The organism is Paraburkholderia mimosarum LMG 23256 = NBRC 106338 (genome assembly GCF_000739815.1).
GTDB lineage: Bacteria > Pseudomonadota > Gammaproteobacteria > Burkholderiales > Burkholderiaceae > Paraburkholderia > Paraburkholderia mimosarum.
Genome location: NZ_BBJJ01000005.1, coordinates 44,339 through 59,812, shown reverse-complemented (window position 1 = coordinate 59,812; position 15,474 = coordinate 44,339). Strand labels below are relative to the sequence as shown.

Below are 15,474 nucleotides of genomic sequence, written 5' to 3'. Positions count from 1 at the left end.
TGGACGGCAATGAAATCCGATCTGGAATTGAAGCGCGACGTAGAGGCCGAGCTTGCATGCGACCGGTCGATCCTGCCGGCGAGCATCGGCGTCGAGGTGTCCAACGGCGTGGTGACGCTGTCGGGCCATCCGGCGAGCTACGCGGCGAAGCTCGCCGCGCAACGCGCGACCGCCCGGGTGGCGGGCGTGCGCGGCATCGCCGTGGAGATGGAGGTGCGCGTTCCGCAGCACGAAGCGCGCCGTGACGAGGACATCGCGAACACGGTGCGCGCGATCCTCGAATGGACGGTGGGCGTCAATAATCAGGACGTCCAGGTAGAAGTCGAGAAAGGTTGCGTCACGTTGCTCGGCGAGTGCGACTGGGGTTATCAAAGCCATGCCGCACAGCAAGCGATTTCGCATTTGCTCGGCGTGACGGGCGTGAACAACCGGATCCGCATTCGCGGCGCCACCTCGGCCGAAGACATTGCACGCGGCATTCGCGCCGCCATTGGCCGCCACGGCGAGCGCGAAGCGAAACACATCGAGATCAAGATCGACGGCGACACGGTCACCCTGTCCGGCAACGTCGCCTCGTACGCCGAGCGTCAGCTCGTCTACGGCGCGGCGAAATCGACGCCGGGCGTGCACACGATCGTCAATCTTCTGCGCGTCGAATGACACCGGGAGCATTGCCATGTATCGCTTCTTTCGCCGCTTCGAACGCGTGGCGTTCGGCATCGTGACGGCGTCGGCCATCGTCTGCGCAGCGGTTCTGCTCCTCCACCGCTACGCCGGCTCGCTGACGCCCGACTTCCTTCCGTTGCCCGCCGCGCAGGCGGGCGTCCCGTTCGCGCTCGTTTGCGAAGATGCACAGCAGGCGGGCGCGTGCGAACAACTACTCGCCGAATGGAGGGTGATCAAATGAACGCCGCTACGCTTTGCACACGTGAAGTCGCCACCTGCGACCCGCAAACCTCCATCGTCGAAGCGGCGGCGAGAATGCGTGCGCTGCATGCCGGAGACCTCGTGGTGGTGCGAGACGACGAAGGCGTGCGCGTGCCGCTCGGCGTGCTGACCGATCGCGACATCGTGCTGGCCGTGGTGAGCCCGGACGCGGCGGCCGGCAAGCTGTACGCCGGCGATGTGATGTCGACGCCGGCGCTCGTCGCCAATGGCGCCGACGATGTCTGGCTGCTCGCCAAGCGCATGCGCCTGCACGGCGTGCGCCGGCTGCCCGTGGTCGGCGACGACGGCGGACTGATCGGCATCGTCTCGCTCGACGATCTGCTGCATGCGGCCGCGAATCTGCTCGAGGAGCTGCGTCTCGTTTCCGCTCGCCAGCCACATATCGAAGAGAAGCGCCGCACCTAGCACGGCGCGCGGCATCGTTCGCGCGGCGGCGAAACCTTGGGGGAGATTGCCTTGAAAGCGCCATCACGAATTCTCGTGGTCTGCTATTCGCGCAGCGAGACGACGGCGGAGTTTGCCGGGCGCCTTGCCGCCGAACTCGAAGGGGATTACGAACGGCTGCGCGAGGTCGAAATCCGGCGGCGCGCGGGGCCGCTGGGCTTCCTGCTTTCGATTCTCGACGTGGGCCGCAAGCGCCCCGCGCATTTGCAGCCGATGACGCATGCGCTCGCCGATTACGACGTCGTCCTGATCGGCACGCCCGTGTGGGCGGCGCGCGCGTCGACGCCGGTGTCGACGTGGCTCTCGCTGCACTGGCACGAGATGCGCACCGTGGCGTTCTTTTGCACGATGGGCGGACGCGGAAGCGAAGACGCGTTCGCGCAGATGGAGCAGCTCGCGCGGCGCGCGCCGATTGCAACGTGTGCGATCTCCACGCGCGACATGCGCACCGATGCGGCGGTCGAGAAGGTTGCCCGCTTCGTGCTGGCGATCAAGGATGCACTCGCCGCGCGCGAGCACGCAACGGCGTCCCGATGAACGCGGGGGCGGAGCCGGGCATGCGCGAGCGGCGCTTCGACTATGTGCTGGTGGGCGGCGGCATTGCGAGCGTGTGCGCGGCGCGCACGCTGCGCCACGAAGCGCCCGGCGCGAGCATCGCGATCCTCTGCGGCGAGCCCGTCCTGCCGTACCGGCGGCCGCCGCTCACGAAGGGCTTCCTCAAGGGCAAGGTCGGCGCGGCGCGGGTTACGATCCACCCGGCGGACTTCTACGAGAAGCACGACATCGCGCTGCTGTTGCACGCGAAGGCTGCGGCGCTCGATTGCTGCGCGCATGTCGTGCAGCTCGAAGACGGCAGCGAGGTGGGCTACGGCAAGCTGCTGATCGCGACAGGTGCGTCGCCGCACAGGCTCGATATCCCAGGCGCCACGCTGACGGGCGTGCACCGTCTGCACGATATCGGCGAGGCCGTCGCCTTGCGAACCGAGACGGCGAGCCGGCGCCGCGCGCTCGTGATCGGCGCGGGTTTTGTCGGCGTGGAGGTAGCGGCGGTGTTGCGCGAGCTGGGGCTCGCCGTGACGCTCGTCGAACGCAGTGACCAGTTGCTGCCACAGTTGCATTCGGCCTTGCTTTCGGCGCACTTCATGAAGCTCTGCGTGCAGCATGGCGTCGAGGTGCTGACCGGCCTCACGATCGAGCGTTTCACGGGACACCATGCGCTCGCGGGCGCGGTGCTGAGCGATGGCCGTGCGCTCGCCTGCGATCTCGCTGTCGTGGCGACCGGCGTGGAACCGAACTGCGCATGGCTTGCGGGCAGCGGCGTGGAGCTGGCCGATGGCGTGCTCGTCGACGAGTGTCTGCAAACCTCCGACCCGGACATCCATGCAGCCGGCGACGTCGCGAATTTCCCTGACTCGCTGCTGGGCGCGCGCCACCGCGTCGAGCACTGGGACAATGCGGTGCGACAGGGACGCCTCGCCGCGCGCAACATGCTCGGCGCACGCATGCCGTACCGCGATGTCTCGATCTTCTATGGGGACGTCTTCGACGTGCCCTACAACTTTCTCGGCGATCCGTCCGATGCCCAGGAGGTCGTCGAGCGCGGCGAGTTTCCGCAGCGGCCGTACTCGCTGCTCTTCATGAAGCACAACGTGCTGCGGGCGATGTTCTCGATCGAAGCGCCGGCCGACGAAGCCGTCGCGGCCGAAGAGATGATCCGGCACCGGCGCAATCTCGCGAGCAGTGGTGCGGCGCTGGCGCAGGCGGGCTCGCGCCTCGGTGCGCTGCCTTCGCAGACCGTGCTCATCCTGCAAGGCGGCGGTGCGCTCGGGGCGTTCGAGTGCGGGGCGATCGCCGAGCTGGAGGCGCATGGCGTGCGGCCCGACATCGTCTCGGCCGTGTCGATTGGCGCGTTCAACGGCGCAATCGCCGCAAGCCACCCCGGCCACGCGGTCGAAGCGCTCGATGCCTTCTGGCGCGAGCTGTCGATCGAAGGCCTCGCCGCGCCGCAGTCTTGCACGCAACTGCATCAAAGCGAACTGGCCTGGCATCTCGCGCTCTTCGGCGTGCCCGGTTTCATGCGCCCGCGCTGGTGGATGGGCGCACCGGGAACCGGCAGCTTCGCGCCATGGTGGACGAGCTACTACGACACGCAGCCCATGCTCGGGCTCTTGCGCCGCCACGTCGACTTCGATGCGCTCGCCGCGAGCCCGACGCGCCTGCTGCTCGGCGCCGTGGACGTCGCAAGCGGCAAGCGGCGCATCTTCGACAGCTACGTCGACCGGCTGACGCCCGAGCACCTGCTCGCGAGCGGCAGCCTGCCGCCCGCCATGCCGTGGACGATCGTGGAGGGCCGCGCTTACTGGGACGGCGGCATCGTCAGCAACTCCCCGCTGGATCTCGTGATCGAGCGCTGCGGCCAGGTCGCCGGGCGCGTGTTCGTCGTCGACCTGTTTTCGGGCGCCCGGCCGTTGCCGTCGAATCTGTTCGAGGTGATGCTGCGCCGCGACGAGATCGTCTATGCGGACCGGGTGCGCAACGATCTGCGCTTCGAGGAAAACGCCAACGACTTCCGCGATCTCGTCGAGCGCATCACGGGCCAGCTCGACGCCGCCGCTGCCGAGCGGGTGCGGCAGTCGCCCGAGTACATCCGGCTGATGGGCAACCAGGCGCCCGTGCAGATTCACCGCATCGCGCTCAATGGCGCCTGCACGAGCAGCGCGACGTTTGCGCGCGACTTCGATTTCTCGGCGCAGGCGATCGCGGCGCTACACGCGCTTGGCCGCGCGGCGGCGCTGGCGGTGCTCGGACCGGACGAAGAGAAGCTGCCCAGCAGCGAGACGGCGGCGGACCGCGAGGACGAGGTCTGCAAATAGCGCAGCATCAGCGCGCCGGAACCGGCGCACAGCGCCCGCACGCGGCTCAACCCGCAGTTCAACCCGCGGCTCAACCCGCGGCTCAACCCGATACGAAGCGGGTCTTGCGCGGCACCGAGCGGTGACGCAGCCACGCCGAATCGGCTCGCGCAAAGGCCGCCTGAAGCGCGGGATGCACATCGTCGCGCCAGCGTTCGCCGGTGAAGAGCCCATAGTGATCGCACTCCTCGATATCGAGGCCCTTGCGCGCCGCCGAGGCGATGCCGCTGCACATGTCCAGCGCCGCGTGCGTCTGTCCGGCGCCGGTGACGGCGTCGCGCGTGCCTTCGACGGTCAGCAGCTCGATGTCCCGCAGCGCCTTGGGCTCGACGAGCGTGCCGTTCACGCGCCATGTACGGTTTGCCAACCTGGCGCGCTGGAAGACGATGTCCACGGTATCGAGAAAATATTCCGCCGGCATGTCCAGCAGGGCCGTGTACTCGGCCAGCGCGCGCCGCGCCTCGTCGACGGCACCGGTATCGCCGCGCGAGATCGCCTGCGCATAGCGGTCGGCCAGGGCCACATAGCGATGCGGATAGACGAGCGCGATCTCCGCCCGCTGCAGATAAGTCGGGAACACGGGCCGGCCCTGTCCGGCGAATCCGGAGGGCACCACGTCGATCAGATGGCGCTGGCACCAGTCGAGCGAATGCGATGCGGCCGCGAGGCCGAGCGTGCTCGGATTGATGCGTGCGTCGATCGGACCGCCGATCAGCGTGACGCTCGCGGGCGGCGCGCAGCCACGCTGCGCGCGCAGCGCCAGCGCCCCCAGTGCCGGAAACGTGGACTGGCAGACGGCGACGACGTGCAGCGGCCGGTCGTCCTGCACAAGGCTTTCGATAAAGGCGTCGAGCATCGCCACGTATTCGGCGAGTCCGAAGCGGCCCGCGGCGAGCGGCACGTCGCGCGCGTTGATCCAGTCGGTGATATAGACGTCGCCGTCGGCGAGCAGCGCCTCCACCGTCTCCCGCATCATGACGGCCGCATGGCCGGCCAGCGGCGTGCACACCAGCACGGCGCGCTTCGCGTGCGCGCGTGCGAAGCGCCGCAGGTCGCAGAACGGTGCATGCGCGACGAGACGTTCGTCAACGTCGCAACGGCCCTCATCGAGCGCAACGGTGCGGATTGCAAACGGGGGCGGTTCCGACACGAGGCCGAGAAGGGGCTCGAACACATCCGCATAGCAGGACGAAGCGGCCTGCGCGAGCGCCGGAGCGGGCCACGCGCCGAATACGGGTGCGTACTGGGATGCAGCGCGCCAGGCGCGCAGCCATTGACGCTGTTGTTCCACAAGGGCATACCACATCGTTGACCTCGATGATCCACGCCATCAAGCGGCAATTACCGCGCAACGCTCGCGAGAATCGTGCCGGCATCCGCGTGATCGGCTGATGGAGCCGTGGCTGGAGGGGAAAAGGCAGCGCAGCGCCATTCATCGTAGACGCGCTGCGCGCGCAAGTCACGTCGGGCGTCGGTCGTCAGGCATGGGCCGAGTGCATGCGCTTCGTTTCCATGGTGGTTCCATTGGCAGCCGTGCGCTTGATGCATATCAATTGCGATCGCCCGAGCCGCAACGTGCATCGCCCAATCGATCCGGGCCGATGCTTGATCGAGGTCAACGGGCTGAGCGGGGCAGGCACGATGATCGATATAAGCGCTGTTGCCGTCGGGCGCGACGGCGTGGGATGGCATGGAGCATGCGTATCGCTGGCGCGCCGTTGCATTCCCAGGAGAGACAGATGCAGACCCTGCAGGTGCAGATTCCCGTGGATTACGTGAAGCTCGGCGGGATTCTGGAAATTCCCGGTACGGCGCGCGGCGTCGTGGTGTTCGTGCACGGCAGCGGCAGCAGCCGCTTCAGCCCGCGAAACCGCCAGGTTGCAGCCGGTTTGCAGCGCGAGGGATTCGCGACGCTGCTGTTCGATCTGCTGACGCAGGACGAGCAACGGCACGACGACGTTGACGCCACGTACCGCTTCAATATCGCGCTGCTGGCGCGCCGGTTGGGCTCCACCCTTGGATGGCTGCGGCAATGGGCCGAAGTCGCGACGCAGCCCGTCGGGCTCTTCGGCGCCAGTACGGGCGCCGCGGCCGCGCTCGTCGCGGCGGCTCAGATCAACACCGTGAGCGCCATCGTGTCGAGGGGCGGGCGGCCGGATCTCGCCGGCACCGCGCTTGCCTCGGTCCGTGCGCCGACACTGCTGATTGTCGGCGAACTCGACACCGAGGTCATCCGCCTGAACCAGAAGGCCGCCGGGCAACTGACCTGCGAGCACAGCATGGCCATCGTGGCCGGCGCGACCCATCTCTTCGAGGAACCCGGCACGCTCGACGAAGTGACGCGCCTTGCCGCCGGCTGGTTCGGGCGCTGGCTGACCCGCGCGATATCCTGAAGGCATCGCGCCGCCCGCGCGGGCAGGGCCCATTCGCGCATTTCCCGCATCGTCAGATCTGGCGAGGCATCGCATACAGGACATCGATCATGAGTGACCTATTTCGCAATCGCGCGGATGCCGGCATGCAGCTCGCGACAGCGCTGCATCGTTACGCTGGGCGCACCGACGTCGTAGTGCTGGCGCTGCCGCGCGGCGGCGTGCCGGTCGGCTATGAAGTGGCGCGGGCCTTGCGCTGTCCGCTTGACGTGCTGCTCGTGCGCAAGCTCGGTGCGCCGCACAACCCGGAGCTCGCGATGGGGGCCATAGCGACCGGCGAGGCGATCTACCTCAACGATTCGGTGCTGCGCGCACTCCATGTGAGGGAAGAGCAGGTGGTGGAGGCCATTGCGCGCGAACGCGTCGAGCTTCGTCGTCGCGAGCTGGCCTACCGAGGCCAGCAGCCGCCGGCTGATGTGGAGGGCAAAACCGTCATCGTCGTGGATGACGGCCTCGCGACGGGATCGACGATGCATGCCGCGCTCGACGCGCTTCGCACACGGCACCCGAAGCAGATCGTCGTCGCGGTGCCCGTGTGCCCAGCCGGGGTCGAAGCGCGCTTTCACACGGCCGCGGACGACTTCGTCTGCGTGATGCAGCCGGACTGGTTCATGGGTATCGGGCAGTTCTACGCCGACTTCACGCAGACGAGCGACGAAGAGGTGCGAACCTGTCTCAATGCCGCGCATGAGTGGCAACAGAAGGCCACGAGCGGCGACGGCGCGGCCAGGCAGCCCGCTTCCCCGGAAGACGGCGCGCATTGATCCGCTAACGGGCTTGCGCGTCCCGCCGGGTTTCCTCGCGAACGCGCATCATGCGCTACCCGCATGGAGAGATTTCATCATGCAGCCATCGAAAACTCCGTTCCTTGCCGTGCGCTCGCTTGCCCGGCGTCTGAACGGCAATAGTACGGACTACGATGCACTTCTGGAAATGGTGCGCGGCCGCGATCTGGTTCTGCTCGGCGAGGCGACCCACGGCACCGCCGAGTTCTACCGGATGCGCGCGGAAATCACGCTGCGCCTCGTCACCGAACACGGGTTCGACACGGTCGCCATCGAAGGCGACTGGCCCGACGCGTGGCGCATCAACCGTTTCGTGCAGGGCGAGGGGGCCGACGACGCCACCTCCGCGCTCGATGACTTCGAGCGCTTCCCCCAGTGGATGTGGCGCAATCGGGAGGTGCGCGATTTCATTGCCGCGCTGCGCGAAATCAATGCGACCCGGCCGCAGCGGCAGCGCGTCGGCGTTTATGGTCTCGATCTCTACAGCCTCTACCGGTCTGCCGACGCGGTGATCCACTATCTCGAGGACGTGGACCCGGGCGAAGCCGCCATGGCGCGCGAGCGCTACGCGGCGCTGGACCATGTGCGCGAGCCGCAGGCCTATGGGTATGCCGCGGCGCTCGGCGCCCGGCCCGCCGCGCACGCCGGCGCGGTGCGCCAGCTTCTGCAACTGCGCGCCGACGAATTCGATTATCTTGCGCGCGACGGCACCGACGCGCTCGATGCGCAGTTCTTCGCCCAGCAGAACGCCCAGGTGGTGGTGAACGCCGAAGCCTACTACCGCGGCATGTTCAGCAGCCGGCTGAACACGTGGAATCTGCGCGACGCCCATATGGCCAACACGCTCTTTGCGCTGGCGGACTACCGCGTTCGCCGCGGCGGCAGCGGCAAAGTGGTCGTCTGGGCGCACAACTCGCATCTCGGCGATGCGCGCGCAACGGAGTCGCGGCGTCGCGGCGAGTGGAATCTCGGCCAGATCGTGCGCGAAAACGCGCAGCATCGGGCATTGCTGGTCGGGTTCACGACCTATACCGGGCATGTGTCGGCGGCTTCGCAGTGGGATGGCGAAGTCGAGCAGAAATGGGTACGCCCCGCGCTGCACGGAAGCTGGGAGCATCTGTTCCACACCACGGGTTTCGATCGCTTCTTCCTGCCGATGCAGGACGAGAGCTCGCGCACGCTCGACGAGCCGCTGCTCGAGCGCGCGATCGGCGTGCTGTATCTGCCGCGGACCGAGCGGCAGAGCCACTATTTCGAAGCCGAACTCGCCTCGCAGTTCGACGCGCTTTTTCATCTCGACGAAACCAGCGCGGTCGAGCCGCTCGAACCCGCGGCGGGCTGGCACAGGCGAGAGGGGCGCCCCGAAACGCCATTCGTATGAGCGGACCTCGCGCCGTACGCGCCTACTCGAAATCAGGCAGCGACTGTTCGTTCAAGCGCGTGGCGCCGCGCGGCGGCGAGAGGCCTTCGATATTCTCCGAGGTCCGCTCCGGGTCGTCCTGGTCGCGCTCGATGTCCCGAGGCGACGCAGCGGCGGCGCCTGCGCCAGCCACGTTCGCGCGCGCGGGCGAACGCGCGGCGACGCGATCATCACTGCGACGGCGCGCGCGCGGCCGGTTGGCCCGCGGCGATTCGAGGCCGAACCAGGCGACCTCGGAGCGCAGGCCCGCGGCATAGGCGTGCCAGCCGCGGGCATTGAGCGCGAACAAACGGTTGCGTACCGATGCGGCGAAGGCGTCGTGGTCGAGCGTTTCGTCGAGCAACGCCTGCGGCCAGCCGCAGAAGGCCTGCTGCGTGCGCATGACGAATTCTTCGACGCTCATGGAAGGCGAAACGTGCCTGAGCAGGACCTCGTTTTCGAGGATCGGATTCAACTCGATCAGTTCCCCGATGGTCTCGGCCGTCGCGTGCGTTTCGAGAATGCGGGCCAGCAATTGCAGCGTGCGGCCCAGGTGAAGCAGCAGGGCGCGTCGTTCGAATGCGTCGTTCATGTCGATTCCTCGATTCAGGGTGACTTGCGTTTGTCGCCTGTTTGTCGCCTGTTTGTCGCCTGCGTCATTCGGGCCGGTCGAAGCCAGGACCGGCTTGCCGGGCGATCATGCAATCGGTCGTGAGCAGCAGGGAAGCAATGGATACCGCGTTCTGCAATGCCGTGCGCGTGACCTTCAGCGGATCCACGATGCCCGCCGCCATCATGTCGCCAAACGTGCCGCGCGCGGCGTCATAGCCCCATACGCCCTGCGCGGCGCTCACGGTGTGCACGACCACCTGGGCGTCGGCGCCGGCGTTTTCGGCAATCTGGCCGAGCGGCGCGGCCAGCGCGTCGTGGACGATCTTCGCGCCGGCCCGCTGCGTTTCGTCGGAGCCGAACGCCTCGAGAACCGACCGCGCGCGCAACAGCGCGACGCCGCCGCCCGGCACGATGCCTTCTTCGACGGCCGCGCGCGTGGCATGGAGCGCGTCCTCGAAGCGGTTCTTGCGCTCGTGCAGCGCCGTTTCCGTGGCTGCACCGACGCGAATGACGGCCACGCCGCCCGCGAGCCGCGTGAGACGGCGCGAAAGGGCCTCCCGTTCATTGCCGGGGGCGAGCTGTTCGATGCGCGCGCGAAGCGCGCCGATGCGCTCCTGGAGGCGGGCGCGATCGCCCCGTGCCTCGACGATCGTCGTGGTGTCGCGGGCGATCTCGACACGGCGCGCGGATCCCAGGTCGTCGAGCGTGGCGTGCTCGAGCGTGCGGCCTGTTTGCGCCGAAATGACGGTTGCGCCGGTCAGCGCGGCGAGGTCGTTCAGTGTCTCGGTGCGCCGCGCGCCGAACTCGGGCGAGCGCACGGCGCATGACTTGAGCGTGCCGCGCAGATGGTTGACCACGAGCGTCGCCAGCGCTTCGCCCTCGATCTCGTTCGCCACCACGAGCAGCGGCTTGCCCGTGGCGCTGAGCGCTTCGAGCAAGGGCAGCATTTGCGTAATCGAGCTGATGGCCGCGTCGCACAACAGAATGCGCGGCTCTTCGAGCACGACCTCGCGCGCGTCGTCGCCGACGAAAAGCGGCGAGGCAAAGCCGTGCTCGATCAACGAACCTTCCACGGTCTCCAGCTCGTCCTCGAGCTTCGAGCCGTCTTCGATGCTGATCGCGCCATCCCGGCCAACGCGCTCGACGGCTTGTGCGACGACGGCGCCGATGCTCGCGTCGCCGCTTGCCGAAATCGTGGCGATGTGGCGCACCTCGTCCGTGCCGCTGCATGGGCGCGCCAGTTCGCGCAGCCGCGCGACGACTTGCTGGCCGGCGGACTCGATGGCGCGTCGCAGTGCCATCGGGTCGTAGCCTGCCGCAACGTACTTGTTGCCCTCGACCATGATGGCCTGCGCGAGCGTCGTCGCGGTCGTCGTGCCGTCGCCCGCGAGTTCGCTGGTGCGCGTGGCGACTTCGCGCAGGAGGCGCACGCCCATTTCCTCGAACGCATCGGGCACGGCGACCGAACCCGCTACGACGACGCCCGAGTTCGCGATGAGCGGCGTCTCGCCGCTGCGTTCGACGATGACGTTGCGCCCGCTTGGGCCGAGCGTGACCTTGACGGCTTCGGCGATGGCGTTCACGCCGTCGAGAAGGCGCTGGCGCGCTGCCTGGTGGAATACGAGCGTTTTTCCAGTCACGATGGATCTCGCTAATCAGGAGTACGGATAGAACGTTCGATCAGTGCAACGGTTCGCCGTCGCGCAGGATCTGCACGGCGGTCGCCTCGACGTAGTCGACCCGCACGCTGTCGCCAGGATGGAGCCCGTCGAGCAGGCTTTCCGACGACGCCTGCAATACCACCGAGCGCGTCGGGCCGCGCAAGGTGAGCAGGCGCCTGTCCCGATCGACTGCGACGACCGTCGTCACTGCCTCGACCCGGTACAGCGACAGCGAAGAGCGCAATGACGGTCCGCTCGTGAAGCCTTTGTCGACGCGTTCGCGAATGCCGCTCGAACCGGACTTGTCGGCGCGCAGCAGGAGCGCGCGGCTGAACGTAGCGGAGACGGTGTCGCCCAACCGCAAGTTGCCGACATCGCCGATGCTGCGGTCGACCATCACGTCGTAGGGCTCGCCATTGTCTTCGAGCAGCGTGATGCTGTTGCGGCCGGTGTCGATCGCAATGACGACCGCTTTCGCATGCTTGATGGTTTTGCCCGAGAACGGGGGCGCCGTCCCGGCGCTCGTCGCGGCGTCGTCGCCGGATGCGGCCTGTAGCGGCCAGGCACCCATTGAGAGCACCGCCGCGCCAAGAAGGAAGACACATCGCCAGCGACGTTTCATGATGACCTCATCGTCCTGTTCGGGAAGCCGCTCGGGCGGCGTGCGCGAGCGGCAACGGGCCGCGATGGCAACTGGAGGTGTCCGTCGAACACGAGTCGGCCCGGCTCCGTCCTGGCGTGGTCGCGCGAGGCGATCTGCCCTACGAGTCCCACCAGATCGACGGCGCGCATCAGTCGCGCGGCACTCAGGTGTCCCGTTGCAAGCGGCGGCGGATCAGCATCGGCCGGCAGAGCATGGCAGACCTCGATATGGCACACGCTGCCCGATTCGTTCAGCGCTATGAGCACGTCGTAGCGCCTGCGGCGGCGGCCGCCGCGGTAGCGAAAAAAGAAGGTCGCGGTCTGGTCACGGCTCGCGGCGGCGATGACCTTCGGGACGTTGGGGACGTTTCGCACGATCGGGGCTCCGGTAGGCGCGAGTCACCACGGTTTCGGACTTTTCGCACTTGATGTCATTCGACCGTCGGGGAGCGCCGTAGCACTTGACCTGCATCAATTCATCCGTCGCCGGCGCTCAATGAGACATCAATACCGGCAGCGTCATCGAAGCAATCAGCGCGCGCGTGACCCCGCTCAGGACAATCTCCTGAAGCCGTGCGTGGCCGTAAGCGCCTGCGACGAGCAGGTCGTATTCGCCGTCGGCTGCGAATTTGAGGAGCGCGTCGCCCGTCGACCCAGCCAACGGGCGATCGAAACGGACCACATCCACTGGGGTCGCAGCGTGTCGTTCGAGCATGGCCGCAACGTCCGCGCACGATGCCTCGGTCGGGCCCGGCTTGAACGGCGTGGAGACGGCGGCGACAGTGACACGCGCCGCCCGCGCGATAAAGGGTATCGCGTCGTGAATGGCGCGAGCCGACTCCCGGCTTTCGTTCCAGCCGACCAGCACGCGCTCGCCGACTGCCTCGAAAGGCCCGGTTTCCGGTATCAGGAGAACAGGACCGCCCGCACCGAGCAGAACTGTTTCGAGAAAATTGTCTGCTACATAGGATTCCGGATCTTTTGGTCCGGATTGGCCGAGAATCACCAGGTCCGCAGTTCGGCTGCGCTGCATGACCATTGTGACGGGATAGCCGTCCGGTGCCGTCCACGCGCCAGGCACCTGCGCACGCGTCAGTTCGGCGCGGAACAGTCGTTCGGCGGCAGCGCGCTTTTGCGCCAGGAGTTCGCGGTGTGCGGCATAGCGGTCCGTTGCGGCCGTCATGGCGTAAAAGCCCACGGGATGGGGGTCGCACAGGGCGAACACGCCGTCGAGATGGGCGCCGAATTTCCGGGCGAGCTTCAGCGCAAACGAGAGCCGCGTATGGGCGCCTGTGCTCGTGTCGAGATGGACCAGCACGGTCTTGTAGCTCATCGACGATCTCCATGCGCAACTGATTCGATGCCGAATCAATATTCGGGCAGCGCCGCCCAGCGAAAGAACGTGCTCGAATCCGTATCGAGTTTTCCGAACCACTTTTCGTACACGGCCGCGAACTCCGGCGACCCGTACAGGCGGCTGAGCGTGCGGTCTGCCAGCAGGCGCAGGTCATCGTCTCCTCGCGCCATCCCGATCGCCACGGAAACCCTCGTGAAATGCCGGTCGAGAACGACCAGGTCGGCCGCTGCGGGACTGTCGTGCGCCACGGCCCGCAAGAGCGCACGGTCGGCAAAGAAGACGTTCGACTGGTGGTCGATGACCTTCTGCAAACCCGCCTGCATCGAAGTGACGGGTACGACCGTCGCCGTTATCGCGAACTCGTTGAGCTTGGCGGCGAGCCAGCGCTGCGCCGGCGAATCCGCGATCACCGAAACGGTCTGCTGGGACAGCAGTTGCGCGGGCGACGCGCGCCACACGGGATGAGACGGGTGCTGGCCCGAAAGGATCTCGTGTAGCCCGGCAGGCGCGTCCGTGCGCATCAGTGCTCCGATGCCACCAGGGTAGACAGCAATCGAAAACGACATGGCCTGCCTGTTCGAGAGCGTATCGGGCGCTCCGCACACCAGATCGACGCGCTTTTCGCGCAGTGCAGGCACCTCGCCGCCGTGCCCGAGCGGAACCCATTGAGTCTTGAGCGTGGCGAGCCCCGTTTCGTTCCTGATCTGTTCCGCGATCTTCTGGCACAGCGCGACCGTGTAGCCGGTCACTTGCCCGGCGGCGTCCTTGTAGGCATATGGGCGCGCGTCGGCGAGATAGCCCATGCGGATGGTCTCCGTCTGTTTGACACGCAGCAGCGTCGCGCTCGTCGTTGGCTCCTGTGCGTGCGCAGGACGCGGCATGAATGCCCAAAGCCCCAGCACGGCGATGGCGATCGCCGCGGCGGCCGAACCAGCGGTCGCGCGGGGCGCGGTGGCTTGCGATCCGGTGCGATTGGCCGCGAAGCCGTAAATGGCGTAGCCGATCGCCATGACCAGCATGCCGCCCATGACCGCGTCCTTGCCCGAAGCGTAGATCGCGTAGACCGAGTACGCCAGCGCCACCACCGTCACCGTCGCGTTGAGCCGGTACTTCGCCAACGGCGCGCCCGCGTTGCGCATCATCACAAAGAGCGCCGAGAGCGAAATGATGTACGGAATCACATTGGTGACCACGGCGAGATTGACGAGCGCCGCGAACTGCTCGCTCAAGTTCGGCGAGATCGTGGACAAGGCCATCATCGACTGGACGATGCCCATGATGACCATGCCCGCAATAGGCGCGCCCCAGCGGTTGGCCTTGCCGAACACAGCGGGAAACAGATGGCTATCGGAAGCGTCTTTCGCCGTTTGCGCGAGCGTGAACTGCCAGCCGAGCAGGGAGCCGACGCAGGCCATGGCGGCAAGGGCCATGACGATGGAACCCACGGCAGGGCTGAACATTCTGCTGAACGCGAGACCGAACGGCCCGGTCGATCGGGCGAGATCCGCATTGGGCACGATGCCCTGGATCACGGCCGTGGAGAGAATGTAGATGACCGCCGCGCCGAGGGTGCCGAACATGCAGGCCAACGGAACATCGCGCTTGGGGTTCTCGACGGCCGACGAATTCTGCACCGCCGATTCCATGCCGAGAAACGCCCAAAGCGTGAGCGAGATGCTCGAACCCATGCCCTCGACGAGGCGCAGCCCCTTCGGATTCCAGCCAGCCGCGAAGGTGTCGCCGTGGAACCAGAACCAGCCGGCAACCGAGATGAAGCCGACGGGCAGGATCACCCCCCAGACCGTGACCGAGCCGATGCGGCCTGTTATCTTCGGGCCGCCGAAGTTTGCGAGCGTAGTAAGCCAGAGCAGGCCGATCACCCCAAGGCAGGTCGCAATGGGAGAAGCGGTCAGCACCGGGAAGAAGGCGGCGAGATAGCCGAGCGCCGAGCTTGCAACGGCCACATTGGCAATGGCGATGGAGAGGAAGTAGAGGAAGAAGACCTGGAAGTAGCCGTCCTTGCCATAGGCATCTTCCGCATAGGCGGCCATGCCGCCGGCACGCTGGTTGAGCAGCCCCGCTTCCGCGAAGCCATAGGCGATGGCAAGCGACCCGATCGCCGTAACCAGCCACGACAGCAACGAAATCGCCCCGACTTGCGCCATGTTGGCGGGCAGCATGATGATGCCCGATCCCATCATGTTCACGGTGACGATGAACGTCAGTTGCACGACGTTCATCTTCCTGGGTTGGTCGGTCATGATGATCTCCTGTGCGTGCCT

Annotated in this window: 15 protein-coding genes; 8 read left to right on the top strand and 7 right to left on the bottom strand. The window is 67.0% G+C overall.

Going from position 1 to position 15,474, the window contains the following annotated elements:
- Positions 1–9: 9 nt before the first annotated feature.
- Genes BMI01S_RS05330 through BMI01S_RS05310 form a run of 5 tightly spaced genes read left to right on the top strand, consistent with a single transcriptional unit; the run spans position 10 to position 4,265 of the window.
- Positions 10–660, top strand: a complete 651-nt coding sequence (locus tag BMI01S_RS05330; protein WP_028212999.1) for a BON domain-containing protein — start codon at positions 10–12, stop codon at positions 658–660.
- Between the two features lie 16 nt (positions 661–676).
- Complete coding sequence (locus BMI01S_RS05325) at positions 677–907, top strand: hypothetical protein (RefSeq protein WP_028213000.1); 231 nt, start codon at positions 677–679, stop codon at positions 905–907.
- The gene (locus BMI01S_RS05320; protein WP_028213001.1) at positions 904–1,353 is read left to right on the top strand and encodes a CBS domain-containing protein; all 450 of its coding nucleotides are present in this window, start codon (positions 904–906) and stop codon (positions 1,351–1,353) included. The genes BMI01S_RS05325 and BMI01S_RS05320 overlap by 4 nt, the downstream gene beginning before the upstream one ends.
- 51 nt (positions 1,354–1,404) lie before the next feature.
- Positions 1,405–1,929 carry a flavodoxin family protein gene (locus BMI01S_RS05315; RefSeq protein WP_028230276.1) on the top strand — a complete coding sequence of 175 codons (525 nt, stop codon included), beginning with the start codon at positions 1,405–1,407 and terminating at the stop codon, positions 1,927–1,929.
- Positions 1,926–4,265, top strand: a complete 2,340-nt coding sequence (locus BMI01S_RS05310) for an FAD-dependent oxidoreductase (protein ID WP_244145295.1) — start codon at positions 1,926–1,928, stop codon at positions 4,263–4,265. Before BMI01S_RS05315 ends, BMI01S_RS05310 begins: the two co-directional genes overlap by 4 nt.
- A gap of 82 nt (positions 4,266–4,347) precedes the next feature.
- On the opposite strand, the gene phaZ is transcribed toward BMI01S_RS05310, so the two are convergent.
- Entirely contained in the window at positions 4,348–5,610 is a 1,263-nt protein-coding gene (gene phaZ / locus BMI01S_RS05305; RefSeq protein WP_028213003.1) for a polyhydroxyalkanoate depolymerase, read from the bottom strand.
- Positions 5,611–6,043: 433 nt separating this feature from the next.
- On the opposite strand from phaZ, the gene BMI01S_RS05295 reads away from it, so the two are divergent.
- The 3 genes from BMI01S_RS05295 to BMI01S_RS05285 all read left to right on the top strand — a co-directional run bounded on the left by BMI01S_RS05295 (position 6,044) and on the right by BMI01S_RS05285 (position 8,902).
- On the top strand, positions 6,044–6,697 hold the full coding sequence (locus BMI01S_RS05295) for a dienelactone hydrolase family protein (RefSeq protein ID WP_028213005.1): 654 nt from the start codon (positions 6,044–6,046) through the stop codon (positions 6,695–6,697).
- 89 nt (positions 6,698–6,786) lie between these two features.
- Entirely contained in the window at positions 6,787–7,500 is a 714-nt protein-coding gene (locus tag BMI01S_RS05290) for a phosphoribosyltransferase (protein WP_036044351.1), read from the top strand.
- 79 nt (positions 7,501–7,579) lie between these two features.
- Positions 7,580–8,902, top strand: a complete 1,323-nt coding sequence (locus tag BMI01S_RS05285; protein ID WP_028230278.1) for an erythromycin esterase family protein — start codon at positions 7,580–7,582, stop codon at positions 8,900–8,902.
- Between the two features lie 22 nt (positions 8,903–8,924).
- On the opposite strand, the gene BMI01S_RS05280 is transcribed toward BMI01S_RS05285, so the two are convergent.
- From BMI01S_RS05280 to potE, 6 genes are all read right to left on the bottom strand, one after another.
- On the bottom strand, positions 8,925–9,512 hold the full coding sequence (locus BMI01S_RS05280) for a hypothetical protein (RefSeq protein ID WP_028230279.1): 588 nt from the start codon (positions 9,510–9,512) through the stop codon (positions 8,925–8,927).
- Between the two features lie 64 nt (positions 9,513–9,576).
- Complete coding sequence (gene groL, locus BMI01S_RS05275) at positions 9,577–11,172, bottom strand: chaperonin GroEL (RefSeq protein ID WP_028230280.1); 1,596 nt, start codon at positions 11,170–11,172, stop codon at positions 9,577–9,579.
- Between the two features lie 40 nt (positions 11,173–11,212).
- Complete coding sequence (locus BMI01S_RS05270) at positions 11,213–11,815, bottom strand: hypothetical protein (protein ID WP_028230281.1); 603 nt, start codon at positions 11,813–11,815, stop codon at positions 11,213–11,215.
- A complete protein-coding gene (locus BMI01S_RS05265) occupies positions 11,812–12,210 on the bottom strand; it encodes a hypothetical protein (protein WP_028230282.1) in 399 nt (132 codons plus the stop codon). Before BMI01S_RS05265 ends, BMI01S_RS05270 begins: the two co-directional genes overlap by 4 nt.
- A 118-nt stretch (positions 12,211–12,328) precedes the next feature.
- Positions 12,329–13,168 (bottom strand): universal stress protein, encoded by an 840-nt coding sequence (locus BMI01S_RS05260; protein ID WP_028230283.1) that lies wholly within the window; start codon positions 13,166–13,168, stop codon positions 12,329–12,331.
- 35 nt (positions 13,169–13,203) lie between these two features.
- Positions 13,204–15,453 carry a putrescine-ornithine antiporter gene (gene potE, locus BMI01S_RS05255; protein ID WP_028230284.1) on the bottom strand — a complete coding sequence of 750 codons (2,250 nt, stop codon included), beginning with the start codon at positions 15,451–15,453 and terminating at the stop codon, positions 13,204–13,206.
- Positions 15,454–15,474 lie beyond the last annotated feature (21 nt).

Bases quoted from the DNA above. Each gene is read 5' to 3' on its own strand.
- BMI01S_RS05325 (WP_028213000.1), top strand. From the start codon at position 677: ATGTATCGCTTCTTTCGCCGCTTCGAACGCGTGGCGTTCGGCATCGTG.
- potE (WP_028230284.1), bottom strand. From the start codon at position 15,453: ATGACCGACCAACCCAGGAAGATGAACGTCGTGCAACTGACGTTCATC.
- BMI01S_RS05270 (WP_028230281.1), bottom strand. From the start codon at position 11,815: ATGAAACGTCGCTGGCGATGTGTCTTCCTTCTTGGCGCGGCGGTGCTC.
- BMI01S_RS05280 (WP_028230279.1), bottom strand. From the start codon at position 9,512: ATGAACGACGCATTCGAACGACGCGCCCTGCTGCTTCACCTGGGCCGC.
- BMI01S_RS05310 (WP_244145295.1), top strand. From the start codon at position 1,926: ATGAACGCGGGGGCGGAGCCGGGCATGCGCGAGCGGCGCTTCGACTAT.
- BMI01S_RS05330 (WP_028212999.1), top strand. From the start codon at position 10: ATGAAATCCGATCTGGAATTGAAGCGCGACGTAGAGGCCGAGCTTGCA.
- BMI01S_RS05295 (WP_028213005.1), top strand. From the start codon at position 6,044: ATGCAGACCCTGCAGGTGCAGATTCCCGTGGATTACGTGAAGCTCGGC.
- phaZ (WP_028213003.1), bottom strand. From the start codon at position 5,610: ATGTGGTATGCCCTTGTGGAACAACAGCGTCAATGGCTGCGCGCCTGG.
- BMI01S_RS05320 (WP_028213001.1), top strand. From the start codon at position 904: ATGAACGCCGCTACGCTTTGCACACGTGAAGTCGCCACCTGCGACCCG.
- BMI01S_RS05260 (WP_028230283.1), bottom strand. From the start codon at position 13,168: ATGAGCTACAAGACCGTGCTGGTCCATCTCGACACGAGCACAGGCGCC.
- BMI01S_RS05285 (WP_028230278.1), top strand. From the start codon at position 7,580: ATGCAGCCATCGAAAACTCCGTTCCTTGCCGTGCGCTCGCTTGCCCGG.
- BMI01S_RS05290 (WP_036044351.1), top strand. From the start codon at position 6,787: ATGAGTGACCTATTTCGCAATCGCGCGGATGCCGGCATGCAGCTCGCG.